Source organism: Bradyrhizobium sp. SSBR45G (assembly GCF_030159255.1).
In the GTDB taxonomy this organism is placed as follows: domain Bacteria; phylum Pseudomonadota; class Alphaproteobacteria; order Rhizobiales; family Xanthobacteraceae; genus Bradyrhizobium.
On sequence record NZ_BSCT01000035.1, the window covers coordinates 48,319 to 65,411 of the forward strand.

Genomic DNA, 17,093 nt, shown 5'->3' on the forward strand with positions numbered 1-17,093 from the left:
TGGATGGCGTAACAACGGCGTCTCGTTGACGAACAGACCAATACGCCGTGTGGATGGAGGGGCAGACATGACCGAGATCGATAACGCGGCGGGTCCGGCGATCGATCGTCATCACGTCCCGGGACAGGTGGTTCTGGTGCTGCAGGGCGGCGGTGCGCTCGGCGCCTATCAGGCCGGCGTCTACCAGGCGCTGCACGACGCCGGCCTGGAGCCGGACTGGGTGATCGGAACCTCGATCGGCGCCATCAATGCCGGCCTGATCGCCGGCAACCCGGTGCATGAGCGCATGACGCGGCTGCAAGAGTTCTGGAAGCGGATGCATCGCAGCCCGGCCTGGACGCTGCCGACTGCCTTTCCGGATTTCAACGAGCTGCTGTCCTGCTGGACCGCCGTGACCCAGGGCATCCCCGGTTTCTTCCGTCCCAACGCGATGGCGCAGGCCGGGGAGGCCTATCCGCTCGGCGCCGAGCACGCCGGCTATTACTCCACCGCTCCGCTGCGCGAGACGTTGCAGGAGCTGGTCGACTTCGATTTTCTGAACAAGGGCGGGCTCCGCCTGACGGTCGGAGCGGCGCATGTCCGGACCAGTCGGATGCATTATTTCGACAGCCGCGACGGCATCATCGATGTCCGCCACATCCTGGCGTCAGGCGCGCTGCCGCCGGCGTTTCCAGCGGTCCGCATCGATGGCGAGCTGTATTGGGACGGCGGCATCCTCTCGAACACCCCGACCGAGGTCGTGTTCGACGACAATCCGCGCAAGGACTCGCTGATCTTCGCCGTGAATCTGTGGAATCCGCAGGGACCTGAGCCTGTGACCATGGCGGAGGTGTTCAACCGCCACAAGGACGTTCAATATTCGAACCGCATCGGCAGCCAAATCGAGCGTCATCAGCAGACGCACCGGCTGCGCCACGTCATCAATCAGCTGGCCGCGCGGCTGCCGGAGTCGGCGCGCAACGATCCGGCGCTGCGCGAGCTTGCAAGCTACGGTTGTCAGACCCGGATGCATGTCGTCCAGCTGCTGGCGCCGCAACTCGATCGCGAGCGACACACCAAGGACATCGATTTCACCGAGCGGGGCATTACCACGCGCTGGAACGCTGGCTATCAGCAAACACAATCGGTGCTCGAGCGGATGCCATGGGTTGGCGATTTTGATCCGCTGTCGGGGGTCGTGCTGCACGATCCCTTGGCCGCGGCCGAATAGCGGGCGTTGGCTTGCAATCACGATCGACACTCTATCGTCCGGTTGCCCCGCATCCGAGTACCGTCGGCGTCGATTCGGTTTAAGGGATTAGTTGTAGTTTGTTCTTAATCATTGCGGCGGCGGCACCATTGCCGCAACGCCTTTTCGCTGTCCGTACGGGGTGCCACGCGTCAGCTTCGCTGCGCGCGGTCGTGCTCACCATGTGGCCTGCGAGGCAACATCCGATTGGGATTGGCCAATGTCCGACCGTGTAGCGATCCGAAGCACCACCCCGCAGGCCGAGGCGGGCGCGGTCAGTCTGAAATGGAAGATCCTCGCGGGCAACCTGCTGACCGGCTTCTTTGCCATGGCCTTCGCCGTCGTGCTCGCCTGGAGCGGATGGGGCGATCTGCGCAAGCGCGAGCAGGGGTCCCGGGTCCTCGATGCCTTCGAGCTGGCGCTCAAGGTCAACGCCCAGATCCCGCTCGAGCGCAGCCAGTGGAATCTGCTCGCTGCGGCCGGGTCCGCGTCGGCCGACGACATTGCAAAGCTCGACAAGGCCATCGCAACCACCGATGAGGCGCTGCTGCAGGCCAAGACCGCAGCGCAGGCCGCCGGTCTGCCGACCGCGAGTCTCGATGCCGCGGAGCAGACCTTGCGCGGCGTTCGATCCGCGGCGCGCAGCGCCGCGCCGCTTCCGGCCGCGCAGCGCCCGGCGAACATCCAGGCGACGACGACCGACGGTCTCGGCCGTGCAGCCGAGTCCCTGAACGCGGCGATCGACGAGACGGCGATCGAGCTGTCGCGGGTCGGCGGCGATGTCGAGAACCTGTTGCCATCGGGCCAGCTGGCGCAGCTGTCGCAGTCGATGCGCACGATCAACGGCGCGCGCTCCGCGGTGCTGCGCTTTTTCATTCAGAACACCAACTGGACGCCGGCCCGACTGGCCGAGGTGACCGAGCAGAGCGGCCAGGTGACCCTGCTGTGGCAGCAGATCGAACTTGCCGCGCGCAGCGTCCGCAACACGCCGGAAGTCGCGTCGGCGCTCGAGCATGTGCGCTCGACACTGATGGGCGAGGGCGAGCGCCGCTACCGTCAGCTCGTCACCGCCGGGCGCGACGGTCAGCCGTCGCCGATCACGGCGGAGGAGTGGGGGCGCTGGACCACGCCGATGCTCAACAACGTGATCGTGCTGCGCGACGCCGCACTCAAGTCGGCCCATCAGGCGATCGATCAGTCCATCAGTGCGGCACGGCTGCGCCTGTCCATCGCGCTCGGTGTTCTGCTGATGGTTGTGATCGTGTCGGTCGCCGTGGTCATCGGCGTCGTCCGCGGCGTCATCGGCCCGCTGGTCGGCCTGACCGGCGTGACCTTGCGCCTCGCCAATGGCGAATTGAGCGCAGACATTCCCAACGAGTCCCGCAAGGATGAGATCGGCGCCATGGCGCGCGCGCTGAAGATCTTCAAGGACGCCCTGATCGCCAAGAAGGACTCCGATGAGGCCGCGCAGCGCGACGCGCAGGCGCAGATCGATCGGGCCCGGCGGCTGGATACGCTGACGCGCAACTTCGAATCGACGATCGCCGACATCGTCAACACCGTGTCGTCGGCCGCCTCGGGGCTGGAGACGTCGGCGGATACGCTGACCGACACCGCCAACCGTTCGAAGGAGCTGAGCACGGTGGTGGCGGCGGCATCGGAGGAAGCATCCGCCAACGTTCAGTCGGTGGCCTCCGCCACCGAGGAGCTCTCGTCCTCGGTGAACGAAATCAGCCGTCAGGTGCAGTCGTCGGCGCGCATGGCGGGCGAGGCGGTGCAGCAGGTTCGTCAGACCAACGGCCGGGTCGCCGAGCTGTCGCAGGCCGCGGCGCGGATCGGCGACGTCGTCGAGCTCATCAACAGCATCGCCGGGCAGACCAATCTCCTGGCGCTCAATGCGACGATCGAAGCCGCCCGCGCCGGCGATGCCGGCCGAGGTTTTGCCGTGGTCGCGACCGAGGTGAAGGCCCTCGCCGAGCAGACCGCGAAGGCGACCGAAGAAATCTCGCAGCAGATCTCGGGGGTCCAGGCCGCGACGCAGGAATCGGTGAGCTCGATCCAGGCGATCAGCTCGACGATCGAGCGGCTCGCTGAAATCGGCGCTGCGATCGCCGCCGCCGTCGAAGAGCAGGGCGCGGCGACGCAGGAAATCTCCCGCAATGTGCAGCAGGCCGCGCACGGCACCCAGCAGGTCTCGTCCAACATCACGGATGTGGAGCGCGGTGCGGCTCAGACTGGCTCGGCTTCCGCCGAAGTGCTGTCGTCGGCCAAATCGCTCGCCGGCGATTCCAACCGCCTCAAGCGCGAGGTCGGCAACTTCCTCGAAGCGGTGCGCGCGGCGTAAAGGTTGCAGCTTTAAGGCGCCAATGAAAAAAGCCCGGACGTTGTCCGGGCTTTATTGTTTGAGCGCAGCCTGGATGTCGCTGCGCTTATCCGGGCTATTTATCGCACTGGATTTCGAGGAAACGCATGCTGCTCTCATCGCCAAAGTCCCGATGACGACGACAGCAGGCGCCGCGATCTCAGTTTCACCCTCCCCCTCCAGGGCAGGGCTATCGCATATGACGATCGCAGTTTGCGCTCGTCTCTCTCCACGTCGTCATGGCCGGGCTTGTCCCGGCCATCCACGTCGCTCGGCATGCTGGGAACGACGTGGATGCCCGGGACGGAGCCCGGGCATGACGGAGTAACAAATTGGCAGGATTGCCCGCCGGGACAGTTCCTCCGCTTCATATGCGATAGCCCTGCCCTCCAGGGGAGGGTGGCGGCGGGACCAGCCTCGACTACGAAGCCAGCATCTTCCGGTACAACGCGTTGTAGCAGGCGGCCGACAGGTCCCAGCTGAACGAGCGCCCCATCGCCGAGAGCCGCATTGCGTTCAGCCGTTCGGTGCTGGTGAAGGCGGAGAAGGCGCGCTTCACGCCGCCGAGGAACGATTCCGCCGACGGCTTCTCGAACAGGAAGCCGGTCTCGCCATCGGTGATGGTCTCGGCGAGGCCGCCGGTCTGATGGCCGATCGGCAGCGAGCCGAAGCGCTGCGCATACATCTGGCTGAGACCACACGGCTCGAAGCGCGACGGCATAAGGGTGAAGTCGCTGCCGGCGAAGATGCGCCGGGCCTGGGCATCGTTGAATCCGATTGCCACCCCAATCGCATCGGGACGGCGCCGGTGAGCCTCCATCAGCGCGCGCTCGATCGCCGGCTCGCCGGTGCCGGTGACGACGATCTGGCCGCCGGCGCCGACGATCTCGTCGGCGGCCTCCAGCACCAGGTCGATGCCCTTCTGATGCACGAGGCGCGCAACGATGCCGAACATCGGACCGCGCGAGACCGCGAGCCCGAACTGCTTGCGGACATAATCGGCGTTGGCCTTCTTGCCGTCCCAATCGCCGGCCGCGAACGGCTGCGCCAGCTGCTGGCAGTAGCGGGGGTCCCAGCTCTCGTCGATGCCGTTGAGGATGCCGGTCAGCTCATGCGCGCTGGAGCGCTGGCGCAGCAGGCCCTCGAGGCCACAGCCGAGCTCGGAGGTCGTGATCTCCTGGGCGTAGGTGGAGCTGACCGTGGTCAGGTGCGACGCATAGACCAGGCCGCCTTTCAGGAACGAGAGCTTGTCGTAGAATTCGAGGCCGTCGATGTGGAACGACGATTCCGGCGCGCCGATCCGGCGCAACGAGTCGCGCGGAAACAGGCCCTGATAGGCGAGGTTGTGGATGGTGAGGATCGACGGCACGTCGACCCCGCGCCACGCCAGATAGGCCGGCACCAGCGCCGCCTGCCAGTCATTGGCGTGGACGAGATCGGCTGCCCAGTTCGTGTCCAGTGTGCCCGCAGCCAGTTCGGCGGCGGCCGCGGCAAGACGGCCGAAGCGGATGTCGTTGTCGGGCCAGTCCTGCCCGCTTTCGTCGCCATAGGGATTGCCCGGCCGGTCATACAGCTCGTCGCAGAGCAGGACGTAGACCGGCAGGCCATCGCGTGTCGATGATCGTCCGAGTGCGCACGCCGGCATCTCTGCCAGGGCGGCGCATTGGCCAACGATCTCGATGTGAGTGAGTTGCTCGATCACGTCCCGGTAGCCGGGCAACATGATCCTGACGTCGGTGTGTGAGCGCAGGGCCCGGGGAAGTGCTGCGGAAACCGCAGCCAGTCCGCCCACCCGGACGAAATCGTCCATTTCGGTCGTAACGAACAGAACCCGCAAGAGATGTCCTCGATCAAGCCCCATGGCTGTCCTATGCAAGAAAAGGTCCAAATCTGGTCATGAAGAAAATGGCGCGCCGCACGGCGGTGAGAGGCGAACGCTTTCGACATCGAATGGTTCGATCTGGACAAGACGGGCTCGGCGTCCGATGGCTTACGCTTCGTAAATCAGCGCGGCCGCGGCGGCCTTTCGCCAGTTTCGGCCGCGCCCGACACAGAAGAAACGCCAGAACAGGGGAGCTGTACGCGTGAACTTAGATGGAGAGCATGAGAGCCGTGTGAAGGGATGTTTCGACGGCCTGCGCGTCCTGGATTTTTCGACCACGATCGCCGGTCCGCATTGTGCACGCATGCTTGCAGACATGGGGGCCGACGTGATCAAGATCGAGTCAGCCGAAGGTGAAACGATGCGCACCCGGCCGCCGGTCCGTGGCGGCTGCTCGACGGCTTTCGGTCAGCTCAACGTCGGCAAGAAGAGCGTCGTGCTCGATCTCAAGTCGCGCGAGGCGGTCGAGGCGGTGCGTCGGCTGGTCGGAGCGGCCGATGTCCTGGTCGAGAATTTCCGGCCTGGCGTGATGCAGCGGCTCGGCCTCGACTTTGCGGTTCTGAGCGCGCTCAACCCGCGGCTGATCTACTGCTCCATCTCCGGCTACGGCCAGACCGGCCCGTCGGCGGAACTCCCGGCCTATGCGCCGGTGATCCATGCCGCCTCCGGCTATGACATGGCGCACCTCTCCTATCAGCCAGGACGCAGCCGGCCCGATTATTGCGGCATCTATCACGCCGACGTCGTGACCGGGACCTACGCCTTCGGCGCCATCGCATCGGCGCTCTATCAGCGCGAGCGCACCGGGCGCGGCCAGCACATCGACTGCTCGATGCTGGAATCGATGCTCAGCCTGACCTTGAACGAGATCCAATGGTCGCAATTTCCGGTCGCGCAGCCATCGCGGCCAACCTTTGGTCCCGCGGAGTGCCGGGATGGCTATGTGATGATCGCGATCGCCAGCGAGAAGACGTTCCAGAACCTGATGACCGTGATCGGCCATCCGGAGTGGGTTGGTGACGTGAGGTTCGAGAAATATTCCGACCGGCGGGCAAACTGGGGGGCGCTGATGGATGGCGTCGAAGCCTGGTCGCGCCAACTGAGCGTGGCCGGATGCCTGGACGCCCTGAACGCCGGTGGTGTGCCGAGCTCGGCCTATCGCAGCGTGGCCGATGCGCTGGCCGATCCGCAGATCGCGCATCGCGGTGCGTTGGCAGACGTCGAGGATGCCGCCGGCAGCTTCAAGGTCGTCAACCTGCCGTTCCGGATGTCCGAGGCTGTGGTCACAGCCGGTCCGCGGGCGGCGAGCCTGGGTGAGCATACCGCCGATATCTTGCGCGAGGCGGCTGCGATCGACGCCGCAAAACGTTGAGCTCGCTGAGGCAAAAGGCTGCAGGGCAGCCATGATCGCGCGCAGCGCGCGTGGTCTTGCCGCTCCGCGCGTTTCCGGCCAATGTCGCGAGGTTGCAAGAACAGTCCGGATCCGCCGGACGCGCATGCCGGGAGGAGATGTCGTGACGCCGTTGCCGTGCGCCGCCGTCGCCCGTCCGTCGTTGCGCCGTCCGGTCCCGCCGCCGTCCGGACCACGGGAGTGAAAGCATGAAGAGCTTCAAGGTCACCGATTTCAACGCGCCGCTGACCGAGGTCGACGAGCCGACTCCGCAGCCGTTCGGCAAGCAGGTGCTGATCAAGGTGAAGGCGGCCGGCGTGTGCCATAGCGACCTGCACATCTGGGAAGGCGGCTACGATCTCGGCCATGGCCGCAAGCCGCTGTCCCTCAGGGATCGCGGCGTGTCGCTGCCGCGGACCATGGGCCATGAGAGCGCCGGCGAGATCGTGGCGTTCGGACCCGAGGTCACCGAAGCCGAGAAGGGCGGGCTGAAGGTCGGCGACGTCGCCTTGGTCTATCCCTGGATCGGCTGCGGCACCTGCGCGACCTGCCTCGCCGGCGACGAGAACATGTGCCTGAAGCCGGCCTCGCTCGGCGTCTATTGCGACGGCGGCTATGCCGACCACATGACGGTGCCGCATCCGCGCCACCTGATCGACCTCAACGGGCTCGATCCGGTGACGACTGCGCCCTACGCATGCTCGGGCGTCACGACCTACAGCGCGCTCAAGAAGGTCGAGAAGGATTTCGATACGCCGATCGTGATCTTCGGCGCCGGCGGCCTCGGGCTGATGGCGCTGTCGATCCTCAAGGCGATGGGCGGCAAGGGCGCGATCGTCGTCGACATCGATGCCCGCAAACGCGAGGCGGCGCTTGCCGCAGGCGCGCTGGCGGCGGTCGACGGCAAGGCGCCGGACGCGCTGGAGCAGCTCAACAAGGCGGCGGGCGAGCCGATCCGGGCGGTCATCGATCTCGTCGGCAATCCTGCCACGGCGCAGCTCGGTTTCGACTGCCTGACCAAGGGCGGCAAGCTCGTCATCGTCGGCCTGTTCGGCGGCGGCGCGCCATGGGCGCTGCCGCTCATCCCGATCAAGGCGGTCACGATCCAGGGCAGCTATGTCGGCAATCTCCGCGAGACCAAGGAACTGCTCGACCTCGTCCGCACCAAGCACATCGCGCCGATCCCGGTGACGCCGATGCCGCTCGCCAAGGCCAACGACGCGCTGCGCGAGCTGCAGAAGGGCCAACTGGTCGGCCGCGCCGTGCTGACGCCGTAGAACACACCCTCGTCATCGTCATTGCGAGGAGCGAAGCGACGAAGCAATCCAGAGTCTCAACCAGGGCCCTGGATTGCTTCGCTTCGCTCGCAATGACGGCGCCAAATCCCTCATGCGACGAAGAAAAACATGCCCTCGACCAACGCACTCCACATCGCAGTCCTCCCCGGTGACGGTATCGGGCCGGAGGTCATGGCGCCGGCCCTTGAAGTGTTGCGCAAGGTCGAGGCCAAGGCCGGGCTGTCGCTGCGCTTCACGGAGGCTCAGGCCGGTGCCAACAACTATCTAGCGACCGGGGTTTCGATCGCCGAGTCCACCATCCGGCTGTGCGACGAGGCGGATGCGATCCTGCTCGGTGCCTGCGGCCTGCCGTCGGTGCGCTATCCCGACAACACCGAGATCGCGCCGCAGATCGAGCTGCGCTTCCATTTCGACCTCTATGCGGGCGTGCGGCCGGCGCGGTTGATCCCGGGCGTGCCGAGCCCGATCGTCGGCGCCGACAGCAAGGGCATCGACTTCGTCGTCATCCGCGAGTCGACCGAAGGCCTGTTCGCCTCGATGGGGAAAGGCGTGGTGACGCATGAGGATGCGCGCGAGACCCTCGTCATCACCCGCAAGACCTCCGAGCGTCTCTTCAACTTCTCCTTCAAGCTCGCCGCCCGCCGCAAGGCGCGCGGCCGCCCGGGCACCTTAGCCTGCGTCGACAAGGCCAACGTCTTCAAGGCCTTCGCCTACTTCCGCAAGATTTTCGACGAGGTCGCTCAGCTTCATCCGGATGTGAAGGCGGATCATCTCTACGTCGATGCCTGTGCGCTGATGCTGGTGAAGCGCCCGTGGGATTTCGACGTGCTGGTCACCGAGAACATGTTCGGCGACATCCTGTCCGATCTCGCTGCCGGCCTCGTCGGCGGCATGGGCATGGCGCCGTCGGCCGACATCGGCGACACGCATGCGGTGTTCCAACCCTGCCACGGCACTGCGCCCGACATCATGGGGCAGGGCAAGGCCAACCCGACCGCGATGATTCTGTCGGCCGCGATGATGCTGGACTGGCTGGCCGATACCCGTGGCATCGAGGGCGCCGCCGAGGCGGCCCAGCGGATCGAGCAGGCCGTCGACAAGGTGTATGCAGCTGGCCTCAAGCCATTCGAGTTCGGCGGCAGCGCCGGGACGGCCGAGGTGACCAGGGCGGTTCTGGAGGCGCTCTAGCGTCCCGTGAAGGCCGGCTTGCGCTTCTCCATGAAGGCGCGGCGGCCCTCGCGGAAATCGTCCGAATCCATGCAGGCGTCGCCGATCCGCTTGATGGCTTCCATGTCGCGGCGGCTCTCGTCCTTCAGCACCTCGGCGATGGTGATCTTGGCGGCCTGAACCGCCAGCGGGGCGTTGCCGGCGATGGTGCGGGCGATCTCGAGGGTCGCCGGCACCAGCTCGTCAGCGGCCATCATCCGGTCGACCAGGCCGATCCGCAGCGCCTCGCGGGCATCGATCCGCATCCCGGTATAGAGCAGCAGCCGGGCCTGTGACGGGCCGACCAGCGACACGAGGTTGCGCAGGCCGTCATGGCCATAGGCGATGCCGAGCTTGGCGGCGGGGATGCCGAACTGGCTGTCCTCGGCGGCAAAGCGCATGTCGGTCAGCATCGCGATCTGCAAGCCGCCGCCGAGGCAGAAGCCGCGGATGCAGGCGATGGTCGGCTTCGGGTAGGTCGCGAGCAGTGCGCGCTGGGCGGCGCTCCTCTGCGCATAGGCCTCGGAGGCCTCGGCGTTGTGGCGGGTCTGCTCGAACTGACTGATATCCGCACCGGACACGAAGGCCTTGTCGCCGGCGCCGGTCAGCACCACGACCCGGATGTCGGCATCGTCGCGCAGGGCGGTGAGCGCCTGGCCCAGCCCCTCCCACATCTCGAGCGACATCGCATTGCGCTTGTCGGGATTGTTGAAGGTGATGATCCCGACCCGGTCATCGACGGTCAGGAGGATCTTGCCCTCGGCGAAGGCAGTGGGCGGCTCTGAGATGGTCGGCATGGAGATCCGGGATGCGACAGGGGTCTCCCTATCGTTCACCGCGAGCCATGCGGCGTCAATGCGCGAGCGAGTGGTGAGCCGCGCCCGGCGAACCGCAGTCATGCCGCCACTTCCTATGACGGCAGAAAAGGCAGAAGAGAGGTGACGGGACCTCAGACCGCGCAACCATCGCTGGGCGGATCAGAAGGCCGGAGGACCAGCCGTGTCGATCGATCGGCCCGCAGGCCGACGCTGTGAACTCGCCCGAGCTGGCTGCGCGCCCGGCGCCCCCAAGTTGCGCCCTCGAGCGAAGATGGCCCATACCCATCACGAGGCGGGCTGCCTGAATGATCAGGCCGCCGACTCTATTCTTCGTTCGCTGCGATCGACTCCATCAGGGACACCAGCTGACGCTGCACGGTCTGGTCCTTGATCTTGCTGTAGGCACGCAGCAGGCGAAGGCTGAACGCGCTGTCCAGGAACAGCAGGCTCTCGACCTCGCGGGCCTTGTTGTCGCCGTCGTAGAAGAACGTCACGGGCACGTCGAGAGCGGTGGCGATCTGCTGCAGACGCGCAGCGCCGACACGGTTGACGCCCTTCTCGTACTTCTGGACCTGCTGGAAGCTCACGCCGAGCTTCTCGCCCAGCTCTGCCTGCGAGATCTTCTGCTCCACACGCCGGAGGCGAATGCGCTTGCCAAGTTCAATGTCGGGCTTGCCCGCACTGCGCTGCTTCATCTTCTTTGCCGCTGATTTGTTCATACTGATTTTACCGTCCTTCCATCGGAAATCCCCCGAATAAATGGGTCAGGGGTTCACCCATATATACTGTTTTAAGTTGCTGTGGATGAATGAATTCGTCTTTAAACCACGGGTATTTAGCAGGGTTAAAGGCCTCCACGAGCCAGTCGATCATGTGACGCACCCTAGGGATGCGTCCTGTGGTGGCATGGTATGACAGCCAGATATCGTAGGACCACTTGACATCAACCTCCAGGGGTATGATTTTCCCACCTAGAGCACTCGCATAGGTTGGAAACACCCCAATACCGGCGCCGTGGGCAACCGCCCAGTAATTGGCGCTCGAGACATTGGTGGTCATCGCAATCAGGTCCCGCTGCTCATAGCCGGGAAAGATGGTCGCAAAAGCTGTATTGGCCGCGGCTTCATCCGCCACTTGCAGAACCAACCGATGTTTGACGAGCTCGTCAATCGACTTCGGCGCGCCATACGTTTCCAGATATTTCTCGCTCGCAAAGCACATCAGGTGCATGCGGCCGAGCCGGACCAGCTTGACGTCGAGCGCCGCCGGCCGTGACAAATGGATGGCAATGTCGGCCTCGTGACGCGACACGTCCGCCGAGCGCATCGCGCAGTACAGATCGACATTCACGTTCGGGAAGTTCTGCTGAAACTCGACCAGCCGCGGCGCGAGCCAGAAGGTGCCGAGTCCCTCGGTCACCGCGACACGGACCTCGCCGGACGCGGCGCTGGCGAGGCCGTCGCCCGCGCGCAGCAGCTCGAACGAGGCGGCTTCCATGCGCTCGACGGCCGAGACCACCAGCGCGCCCTCGTCGGTGAGGCGCGCGCCGTGAACGTCGCGCGTGAACAGCGTCGCGCCGATCTGCCGCTCGAAATCATCGATGCGACGCCGCACGGCATTGATCGACAAGGTCAGCCGTTCGGCTGCCGAGCGGAAACTGCCGGCCCTGACGACCTCAAGGAAGATGCGTGCCGCGTCCCAGTCGGTGAGATTGGGCAAGGCCGATTTGCCGACGGCTGCCTTGGCTGGGGCAGGGCGATTCGAGACGGGACGCGTCGGCGCCTTGCCCGGCAGCGAGCCCTGTGCGGCCAAGCCGTCGTCGCCAAGGTCTCCGATTGCTTCGTCTCCGGCCTTTGCGGCGACCGACGGCTCCGCCTGCGTGGCAGGAGCCAGAGTCGCATGGGAGGCCGCGACCTCCTTGCGTTCCTTCTGAGGAACGCCCCGTTCCGCCACAACGCGCATACAAGCTCTCTCCGCCTGCTAGAGTGAGACCGATAAACTACGGAACATGGCCGCTTGGGTGCCATGGATTGGTTGAGACATTGACGCTCGAGACGAGTCTTTCGGCTTCGGTCCTTTGCAGCATGGTCTTACCGCCTGCCGACGCGCAGGGGTACACACAATGTATGCCAAGGACACGCTTAGCGCGAATCGATTCGAACATCGACGGTTTTTGCTTCAACCGCAATGAAATGGTATTCGAAGATGGCGCAGTGTCATGCTATCTTGATGAACGGATGGTGGCGCTGACTCGTCGGATGCCTGATTCTATCCAGCGTCGTCGCACGGTTACGTCGCGGGACGCCGGCGAGCCGACCACAGCTTTGAGCGCGGGGGGCGCAGCGGAGCTGTTTGGGACGCGCGCAGGGGAGCAACAGATGACGTGTTGGAAAGCCATCCGCGAGCCGGCATTTGCTCGGCTCCTTCTCGTCGCACGCTAGAACGGAACGACGCCCGTGGCCAATTCGGACGAACAGATGTTTGCAGTGCTCGCATCGCTCGAACAGTGCCGCGCGGCCTTGGTCGCGACCGGCAATCGCGAATCGGCGCATTTGATCTCGGTCGCCATCCTCGACCTGCGCATGAAGCTGAACCGTCTGAGCGAAGACGATCTGAAGTCGCTCTGCGATGAAATGGTTCAGTCTGACAATCCGGACAAGCTGCGTGATCCAAAGCTGCAGCCGGGCCAGCGTCGTCAGCCGCTCCTGCGAGTCGTTAAGTAGCACAGTTCGTTATGTGCACAAAGGTGCATTTAGCGCATTTGTGATATGTCGTGACGGCAAGGTGAGATCGGCCTGAATTGGACCGGCGCGCGTTCGAGTCGCAGATGGCAGGTCCTCAAAGGGCGCATTCTGTGCCGATCAGGCGTCGCCTCTGCCTTATCGCAGTCTGATCACGCGATCATGTACAGTCTGGCGTCGCTCGGCTGCCATGCCATGCGGGTGGCGGGCCATCGGCCGTAACTTCGGCACCTCTGTTGCGTAATCCCGGTATCGGCGGCATGAAGCGTCATGCCCCGGGCGTCAGGACGCCGCCGATGGGACGCAGCGTGGGATTCGCATGATTCAGAACGTATCGATTCCGGCGGCGTTCATCGCCGGCCTGGTGAGTTTCCTGTCGCCATGCGTCCTGCCGCTGGTTCCGCCCTATCTGGTCTACCTCACCGGCGCCACCATCGAGCACATCGAGAACGAGGAGGCGCCTGCCGCATCGCGGCGGGCCGTGATGATCTCCGCCGCGCTGTTCGTGCTGGGGTTCTCGACCGTGTTCGTGATGCTGGGGGCCAGCGCCTCGCTGATCGGTGGCCTCATCCGTGCCTTCTCCGAACAACTGTCGATCCTGGCGGGCATCGTCATCATCGTGATGGGTCTGCATTTCCTCGGCCTGACCCGGATCGCGTTCCTGATGCGCGAGGGACGGCTGCCGATCCCCAAGCCGGTCGGCCTGTGGGGCGCTTACGTCATGGGGCTCGCCTTCGCCTTCGGCTGGACGCCCTGCATCGGCCCGATCCTGGCGGCCATCCTTTCGATCGCTGCTGCCGAATCCACCGTCACCAAGGGCGCCGGGCTGCTGGCGATCTATTCCGCCGGTCTCGGCATTCCGTTCCTGGTCGCCGCCTTCATGATCGAGCAGTTCTCGGCGCTGTTCATGCGGATGCGCGGCCATCTCGTGAACGTCGAGCGCGCCATGGGCGTGCTGATGATCGTCACCGGCATCGGCTTTCTGACGGGGGCGGTCTCGACCTTCAGCATTTGGCTGCTCGAGACCTTCCCGGCGCTGCAGAGGTTCGGCTGATGCGCCGCTTCAATCGTCCAGCTTGCACGTGATGGTGTAGACGACGCCGGGCGGCAGGAAGTCGACGGTGGCCTCGCCGCCAAGCTGGTCGCGCGCGCTGCGCTCGATCAGGCGCGAGCCGAAGCCGCGCTGGATCGGGGCCGAGACCACCGGGCCGCCGGTTTCCTGCCAGACCAGCCGGAGGCGGCCCGGCAGCTTCTTGGCGGCGTCCGGCTGATTGAACTCCCAGGACAGCTCGACCATGCCGGTGTCGTTGGACAGCGCGCCATATTTGGCGGCGTTGGTCGCGATCTCGTGCACGATCATCGACAGCACGACGGCGAGCCGCGGTGACAGCGCGACCTTCGGGCCGGCGATCCGGATGCGCTCGGGATTGTTCAGCCGGTAGGGCTTGAGCACGCGGTTGATCACGTCGTCGAGCTCGGAGCCCTGCCATTTCTCCTTGCTGAGCAGGTTGTGCGCCTCGGCGAGCGCACCGAGCCGGCCCTCGAACTTCTCGCGCTCGAAGCGGCTGGCGCTCCGGAAGCTCTGGACCGCGATCGCCTGCAGGATCGCCAGCGTGTTCTTGACGCGATGGTTGAGCTCCTCGATCAGCAGATCGTGCAGCATCTCGGCGCGCGCGATCGTGGTCGCCATCCGCACCGCAAAGGCGAGGCCGATCGCGAGCATGATGCCGCCGATCAGGCTGGTGATGGCGAGGTTGCGCCACAGCGGCGCGACCAGCGAGTTCTCGGTGATGCCGGCCCCGATGATCCAGCCGGTCAGACTGGAATGGGTGAAGCTCGACAGCAGCGGCACGCCTTCGAGCGAGACGCTGGAGAGCGTCGCCTCATGCTCGCTGAGCATGCGGTCATAGACCGATGACGACGCCTGCTTGCCGATCGTATCGACAGGATTGGGCACCCGCGCGAATACGATCGCCTTGCGGTCGAGCAGCGACAGCGCCCAATCGTCGCCCGGGCGCTGCTTCTCCAGGATGGTCTGGAACATCTCGATCGGCGGGCTGAACGAGATGTCGTAGATGACCTCGCCGTCGCGGAACACGGGCACTTCGACGGTGACGATCAGGCTCTTCTTCACGACGCCGTAGAACAGGTCGGAATATTGCGGTCGCCGCGTCTCGAAGACGCGCTCGGTGATGGCGCGGTTGCTGCGCAGCGGCAGGTTGGCCGTGTCGGTCGATGCCGACGAGAACAGCTGGCGCCCATTGCGATCGGCCACCAGGATCGTGCCGTTCTTGCCGTATTGTTCGAGGAAGCCCATCGCGATCGGGCGGAAACGTTCAAAGTCGCCGGTGGTCAGCGCGTCGGTCAGCGCCAGCACCTGGATGCCCCCGGTCATCCGCTGCATCTCGGCATCGAGCGTCAGGCGGATGCTGCGCACGGTCTCGAGCACGCGCTGCCGCGCATCGCTGCGGTCCTGCGTGTAGTTGTGGAAGACGATTCCGCCCGCGAACAGGATGAGCGGCAGCGTGGTCCCTGCGACCAGGAGAGCGAGCCGGACGGGCAGGGAGAGCTTTGGCACGCAGGCCCCATGGATAGTGGTCTTGATCGACGTGCCCCGTGGCAGTGGACTCGAGGCCATTCGTGGCGTCGAGCCGATCGTCTGCCGCGAGCGGATATCAGGCTGGAGCGGCTGCGTCCGCAAGGATTGACGGTTGCAGCCGTTCACATCGCTGTCAACATAGGAAAGCATCGCGTGCGCGCCAAGCACATTGCGCGGCGTTTCCCGGTTCCCCCGGCGGCTTTGCCGCCACAGCCGAGCTGCTAGACGTTGCTCTCAGTAATGGCGGCATACACCATCGTCCGCAGTTCGCGGCGGATCGGATAGGCGCTCGACGGCAGCACCTGGGTCATGAAGATCGTGATCAGCTCTTCCACCGGGTCGATCCAGAACGCCGTGGAGGCGGCGCCGCCCCAGGCATACTCGCCGGCGGTGCCGGGGATCAGCGTTTTGGCCGGATCCATCGTCACCGAGAAGCCGAGACCGAAGCCGATGCCGTTATAAGCGGCTTCCGCGAACATCGAGCGCGACAGCGCCGGCAGGTCGACGCCGCCGGGCAGATGGTTCGAGGTCATCAGCTTCAAGGTCTTCGGCCCGAGCAGCCTGACGCCGCCCAGTTCTCCGCCATTGATCAGTGCGCGGCAGAACGTCAGATAGTCGGCCGTGGTCGAGCACAGGCCGCCGCCGCCGGAGATGAAGTCGGGCGGGCTCAGGAACGTGCTGGTGGCCGGGTCGTCCTGCAAGGTCAGGCCGCCCTTGCGGTCGGCGGCGTGGAACGACATCATGCCGGCCGGATCGGCCGAGTAGCAAGCGGCCAGCCGATGCGCCTTGGATGCCGGGACGTGGAAGTCGGTGTCGATCATGCCGAGCGGGTCGAAGATCCGCTCCTTGAGGAATTGCTCGAACGGCATGTCGGCGATCTTGCCGACGAGATAGCCGATGACGTCGGTGGAAACCGAGTAGTTCCAGGCCTCGCCGGGCGAGAACTCCAGCGGAATTTTCGCCAGATCATCGATCATCGACTGCAAGGTGCCGGCCTTCTCGACCGCGCCGATCTTGGCGTCGCGATAGGCGGCATCGACGTTGGAGCGCTGCTGGAAGCCGTAGGTCAGCCCCGAGGTGTGGCGCAACAGGTCGACGATCAGCATCGGCCGCGTCGGCGGCCGGCTGATGAAGGCCGGCGCGGTGCCGGCGACGAACACGCCGAGATTTTTCCATTCGGGAATGTATTTCGCGACCGGCTCGTCGAGCGCGACCTTGCCTTCCTCGACCAGCATCATGAAGGCGACCGAGGTGATCGGCTTGGTCATCGAGTAGATGCGATAGATCGTGTCGTTCGTGACCGGCACCTTGCGCTCGACATCCGCATGGCCGAGCGAGCTCGCGTGCACGATCTTGCCGCGGCGATAGACCATCAGCTGGGCGCCCGGAAAACGCCCGGCGTCGACGTAGCGCTGCTTCAGATGGGCATCGATGCGGTCGAGCGCGGCTTTCGACATGCCGACGGTGTCGGGCGAGGCGGGGGTCGGGGCGAGCATCGGGCGTCTCCGCTGTGATCTGGTTTCTGAGGACCTGCGCGAGGGCCATGTGCGCATGGTCATTTGTCCCGGG

At 65.3% G+C, this 17,093-nt stretch carries 13 protein-coding genes; 7 read left to right on the forward strand and 6 right to left on the reverse strand.

From position 1 onward, the window contains the following. Positions 1-67: 67 nt before the first annotated feature. Together QQL87_RS29785 and QQL87_RS29790 are read left to right on the forward strand one after the other, a co-directional pair. A complete protein-coding gene (locus QQL87_RS29785) occupies positions 68-1,210 on the forward strand; it encodes a DUF3734 domain-containing protein (RefSeq protein ID WP_284423402.1) in 1,143 nt (380 codons plus the stop codon). A 238-nt stretch (positions 1,211-1,448) separates the two neighbouring features. Continuing rightward, positions 1,449-3,572, forward strand: coding sequence for a methyl-accepting chemotaxis protein (locus QQL87_RS29790; RefSeq protein WP_284423403.1), 2,124 nt, complete (start codon positions 1,449-1,451; stop codon positions 3,570-3,572). Between the two features lie 439 nt (positions 3,573-4,011). On the opposite strand, the gene glgA is transcribed toward QQL87_RS29790, so the two are convergent. Further along, positions 4,012-5,427, reverse strand: coding sequence for a glycogen synthase GlgA (gene glgA / locus QQL87_RS29795; protein ID WP_284423404.1), 1,416 nt, complete (start codon positions 5,425-5,427; stop codon positions 4,012-4,014). 247 nt (positions 5,428-5,674) lie between these two features. Between glgA and QQL87_RS29800 the strand changes: the two genes are divergently transcribed. The 3 genes from QQL87_RS29800 to QQL87_RS29810 all read left to right on the forward strand — a co-directional run bounded on the left by QQL87_RS29800 (position 5,675) and on the right by QQL87_RS29810 (position 9,348). Then, a complete protein-coding gene (locus tag QQL87_RS29800; protein WP_502871232.1) occupies positions 5,675-6,844 on the forward strand; it encodes a CaiB/BaiF CoA transferase family protein in 1,170 nt (389 codons plus the stop codon). Between the two features lie 227 nt (positions 6,845-7,071). After that, positions 7,072-8,139 (forward strand): alcohol dehydrogenase, encoded by a 1,068-nt coding sequence (locus tag QQL87_RS29805; RefSeq protein ID WP_284423405.1) that lies wholly within the window; start codon positions 7,072-7,074, stop codon positions 8,137-8,139. A gap of 129 nt (positions 8,140-8,268) precedes the next feature. After that, complete coding sequence (locus QQL87_RS29810) at positions 8,269-9,348, forward strand: isocitrate/isopropylmalate dehydrogenase family protein (protein ID WP_284423406.1); 1,080 nt, start codon at positions 8,269-8,271, stop codon at positions 9,346-9,348. Here QQL87_RS29810 and QQL87_RS29815 read toward each other — a convergent pair. The 3 genes from QQL87_RS29815 to QQL87_RS29825 all read right to left on the reverse strand — a co-directional run bounded on the left by QQL87_RS29815 (position 9,345) and on the right by QQL87_RS29825 (position 12,146). After that, a complete protein-coding gene (locus QQL87_RS29815) occupies positions 9,345-10,163 on the reverse strand; it encodes an enoyl-CoA hydratase (protein ID WP_284423407.1) in 819 nt (272 codons plus the stop codon). The genes QQL87_RS29810 and QQL87_RS29815 overlap by 4 nt on opposite strands. 344 nt (positions 10,164-10,507) lie before the next feature. After that, complete coding sequence (locus QQL87_RS29820) at positions 10,508-10,903, reverse strand: helix-turn-helix domain-containing protein (RefSeq protein WP_006611929.1); 396 nt, start codon at positions 10,901-10,903, stop codon at positions 10,508-10,510. A 7-nt stretch (positions 10,904-10,910) separates the two neighbouring features. Beyond that, positions 10,911-12,146, reverse strand: a complete 1,236-nt coding sequence (locus QQL87_RS29825) for a LysR family transcriptional regulator (RefSeq protein ID WP_284423408.1) — start codon at positions 12,144-12,146, stop codon at positions 10,911-10,913. 515 nt (positions 12,147-12,661) lie between these two features. Here QQL87_RS29825 and QQL87_RS29830 point away from each other — a divergent pair. Both QQL87_RS29830 and QQL87_RS29835 read left to right on the forward strand, forming a co-directional pair. Then, entirely contained in the window at positions 12,662-12,907 is a 246-nt protein-coding gene (locus tag QQL87_RS29830) for a hypothetical protein (protein ID WP_009027164.1), read from the forward strand. 337 nt (positions 12,908-13,244) lie between these two features. Further along, positions 13,245-13,979, forward strand: a complete 735-nt coding sequence (locus QQL87_RS29835; RefSeq protein WP_284423409.1) for a cytochrome c biogenesis CcdA family protein — start codon at positions 13,245-13,247, stop codon at positions 13,977-13,979. A 9-nt stretch (positions 13,980-13,988) separates the two neighbouring features. Here QQL87_RS29835 and QQL87_RS29840 read toward each other — a convergent pair whose 3' ends face one another. Together QQL87_RS29840 and QQL87_RS29845 are read right to left on the reverse strand one after the other, a co-directional pair. Beyond that, positions 13,989-15,503, reverse strand: a complete 1,515-nt coding sequence (locus tag QQL87_RS29840) for a sensor histidine kinase (protein WP_284423410.1) — start codon at positions 15,501-15,503, stop codon at positions 13,989-13,991. A 242-nt stretch (positions 15,504-15,745) separates the two neighbouring features. Then, a complete protein-coding gene (locus tag QQL87_RS29845; RefSeq protein ID WP_284423411.1) occupies positions 15,746-17,020 on the reverse strand; it encodes a serine hydrolase domain-containing protein in 1,275 nt (424 codons plus the stop codon). Between the last annotated feature and the right edge of the window lie 73 nt (positions 17,021-17,093).

Coding starts and splice junctions, on each gene's coding strand:
- QQL87_RS29785 (WP_284423402.1), top strand. CDS start 68: ATGACCGAGATCGATAACGCGGCGGGTCCGGCGATCGATCGTCATCAC.
- QQL87_RS29790 (WP_284423403.1), top strand. CDS start 1,449: ATGTCCGACCGTGTAGCGATCCGAAGCACCACCCCGCAGGCCGAGGCG.
- QQL87_RS29805 (WP_284423405.1), top strand. CDS start 7,072: ATGAAGAGCTTCAAGGTCACCGATTTCAACGCGCCGCTGACCGAGGTC.
- QQL87_RS29810 (WP_284423406.1), top strand. CDS start 8,269: ATGCCCTCGACCAACGCACTCCACATCGCAGTCCTCCCCGGTGACGGT.
- QQL87_RS29815 (WP_284423407.1), bottom strand. CDS start 10,163: ATGCCGACCATCTCAGAGCCGCCCACTGCCTTCGCCGAGGGCAAGATC.
- QQL87_RS29820 (WP_006611929.1), bottom strand. CDS start 10,903: ATGAACAAATCAGCGGCAAAGAAGATGAAGCAGCGCAGTGCGGGCAAG.
- QQL87_RS29825 (WP_284423408.1), bottom strand. CDS start 12,146: ATGCGCGTTGTGGCGGAACGGGGCGTTCCTCAGAAGGAACGCAAGGAG.
- QQL87_RS29830 (WP_009027164.1), top strand. CDS start 12,662: ATGTTTGCAGTGCTCGCATCGCTCGAACAGTGCCGCGCGGCCTTGGTC.
- QQL87_RS29835 (WP_284423409.1), top strand. CDS start 13,245: ATGATTCAGAACGTATCGATTCCGGCGGCGTTCATCGCCGGCCTGGTG.
- QQL87_RS29845 (WP_284423411.1), bottom strand. CDS start 17,020: ATGCTCGCCCCGACCCCCGCCTCGCCCGACACCGTCGGCATGTCGAAA.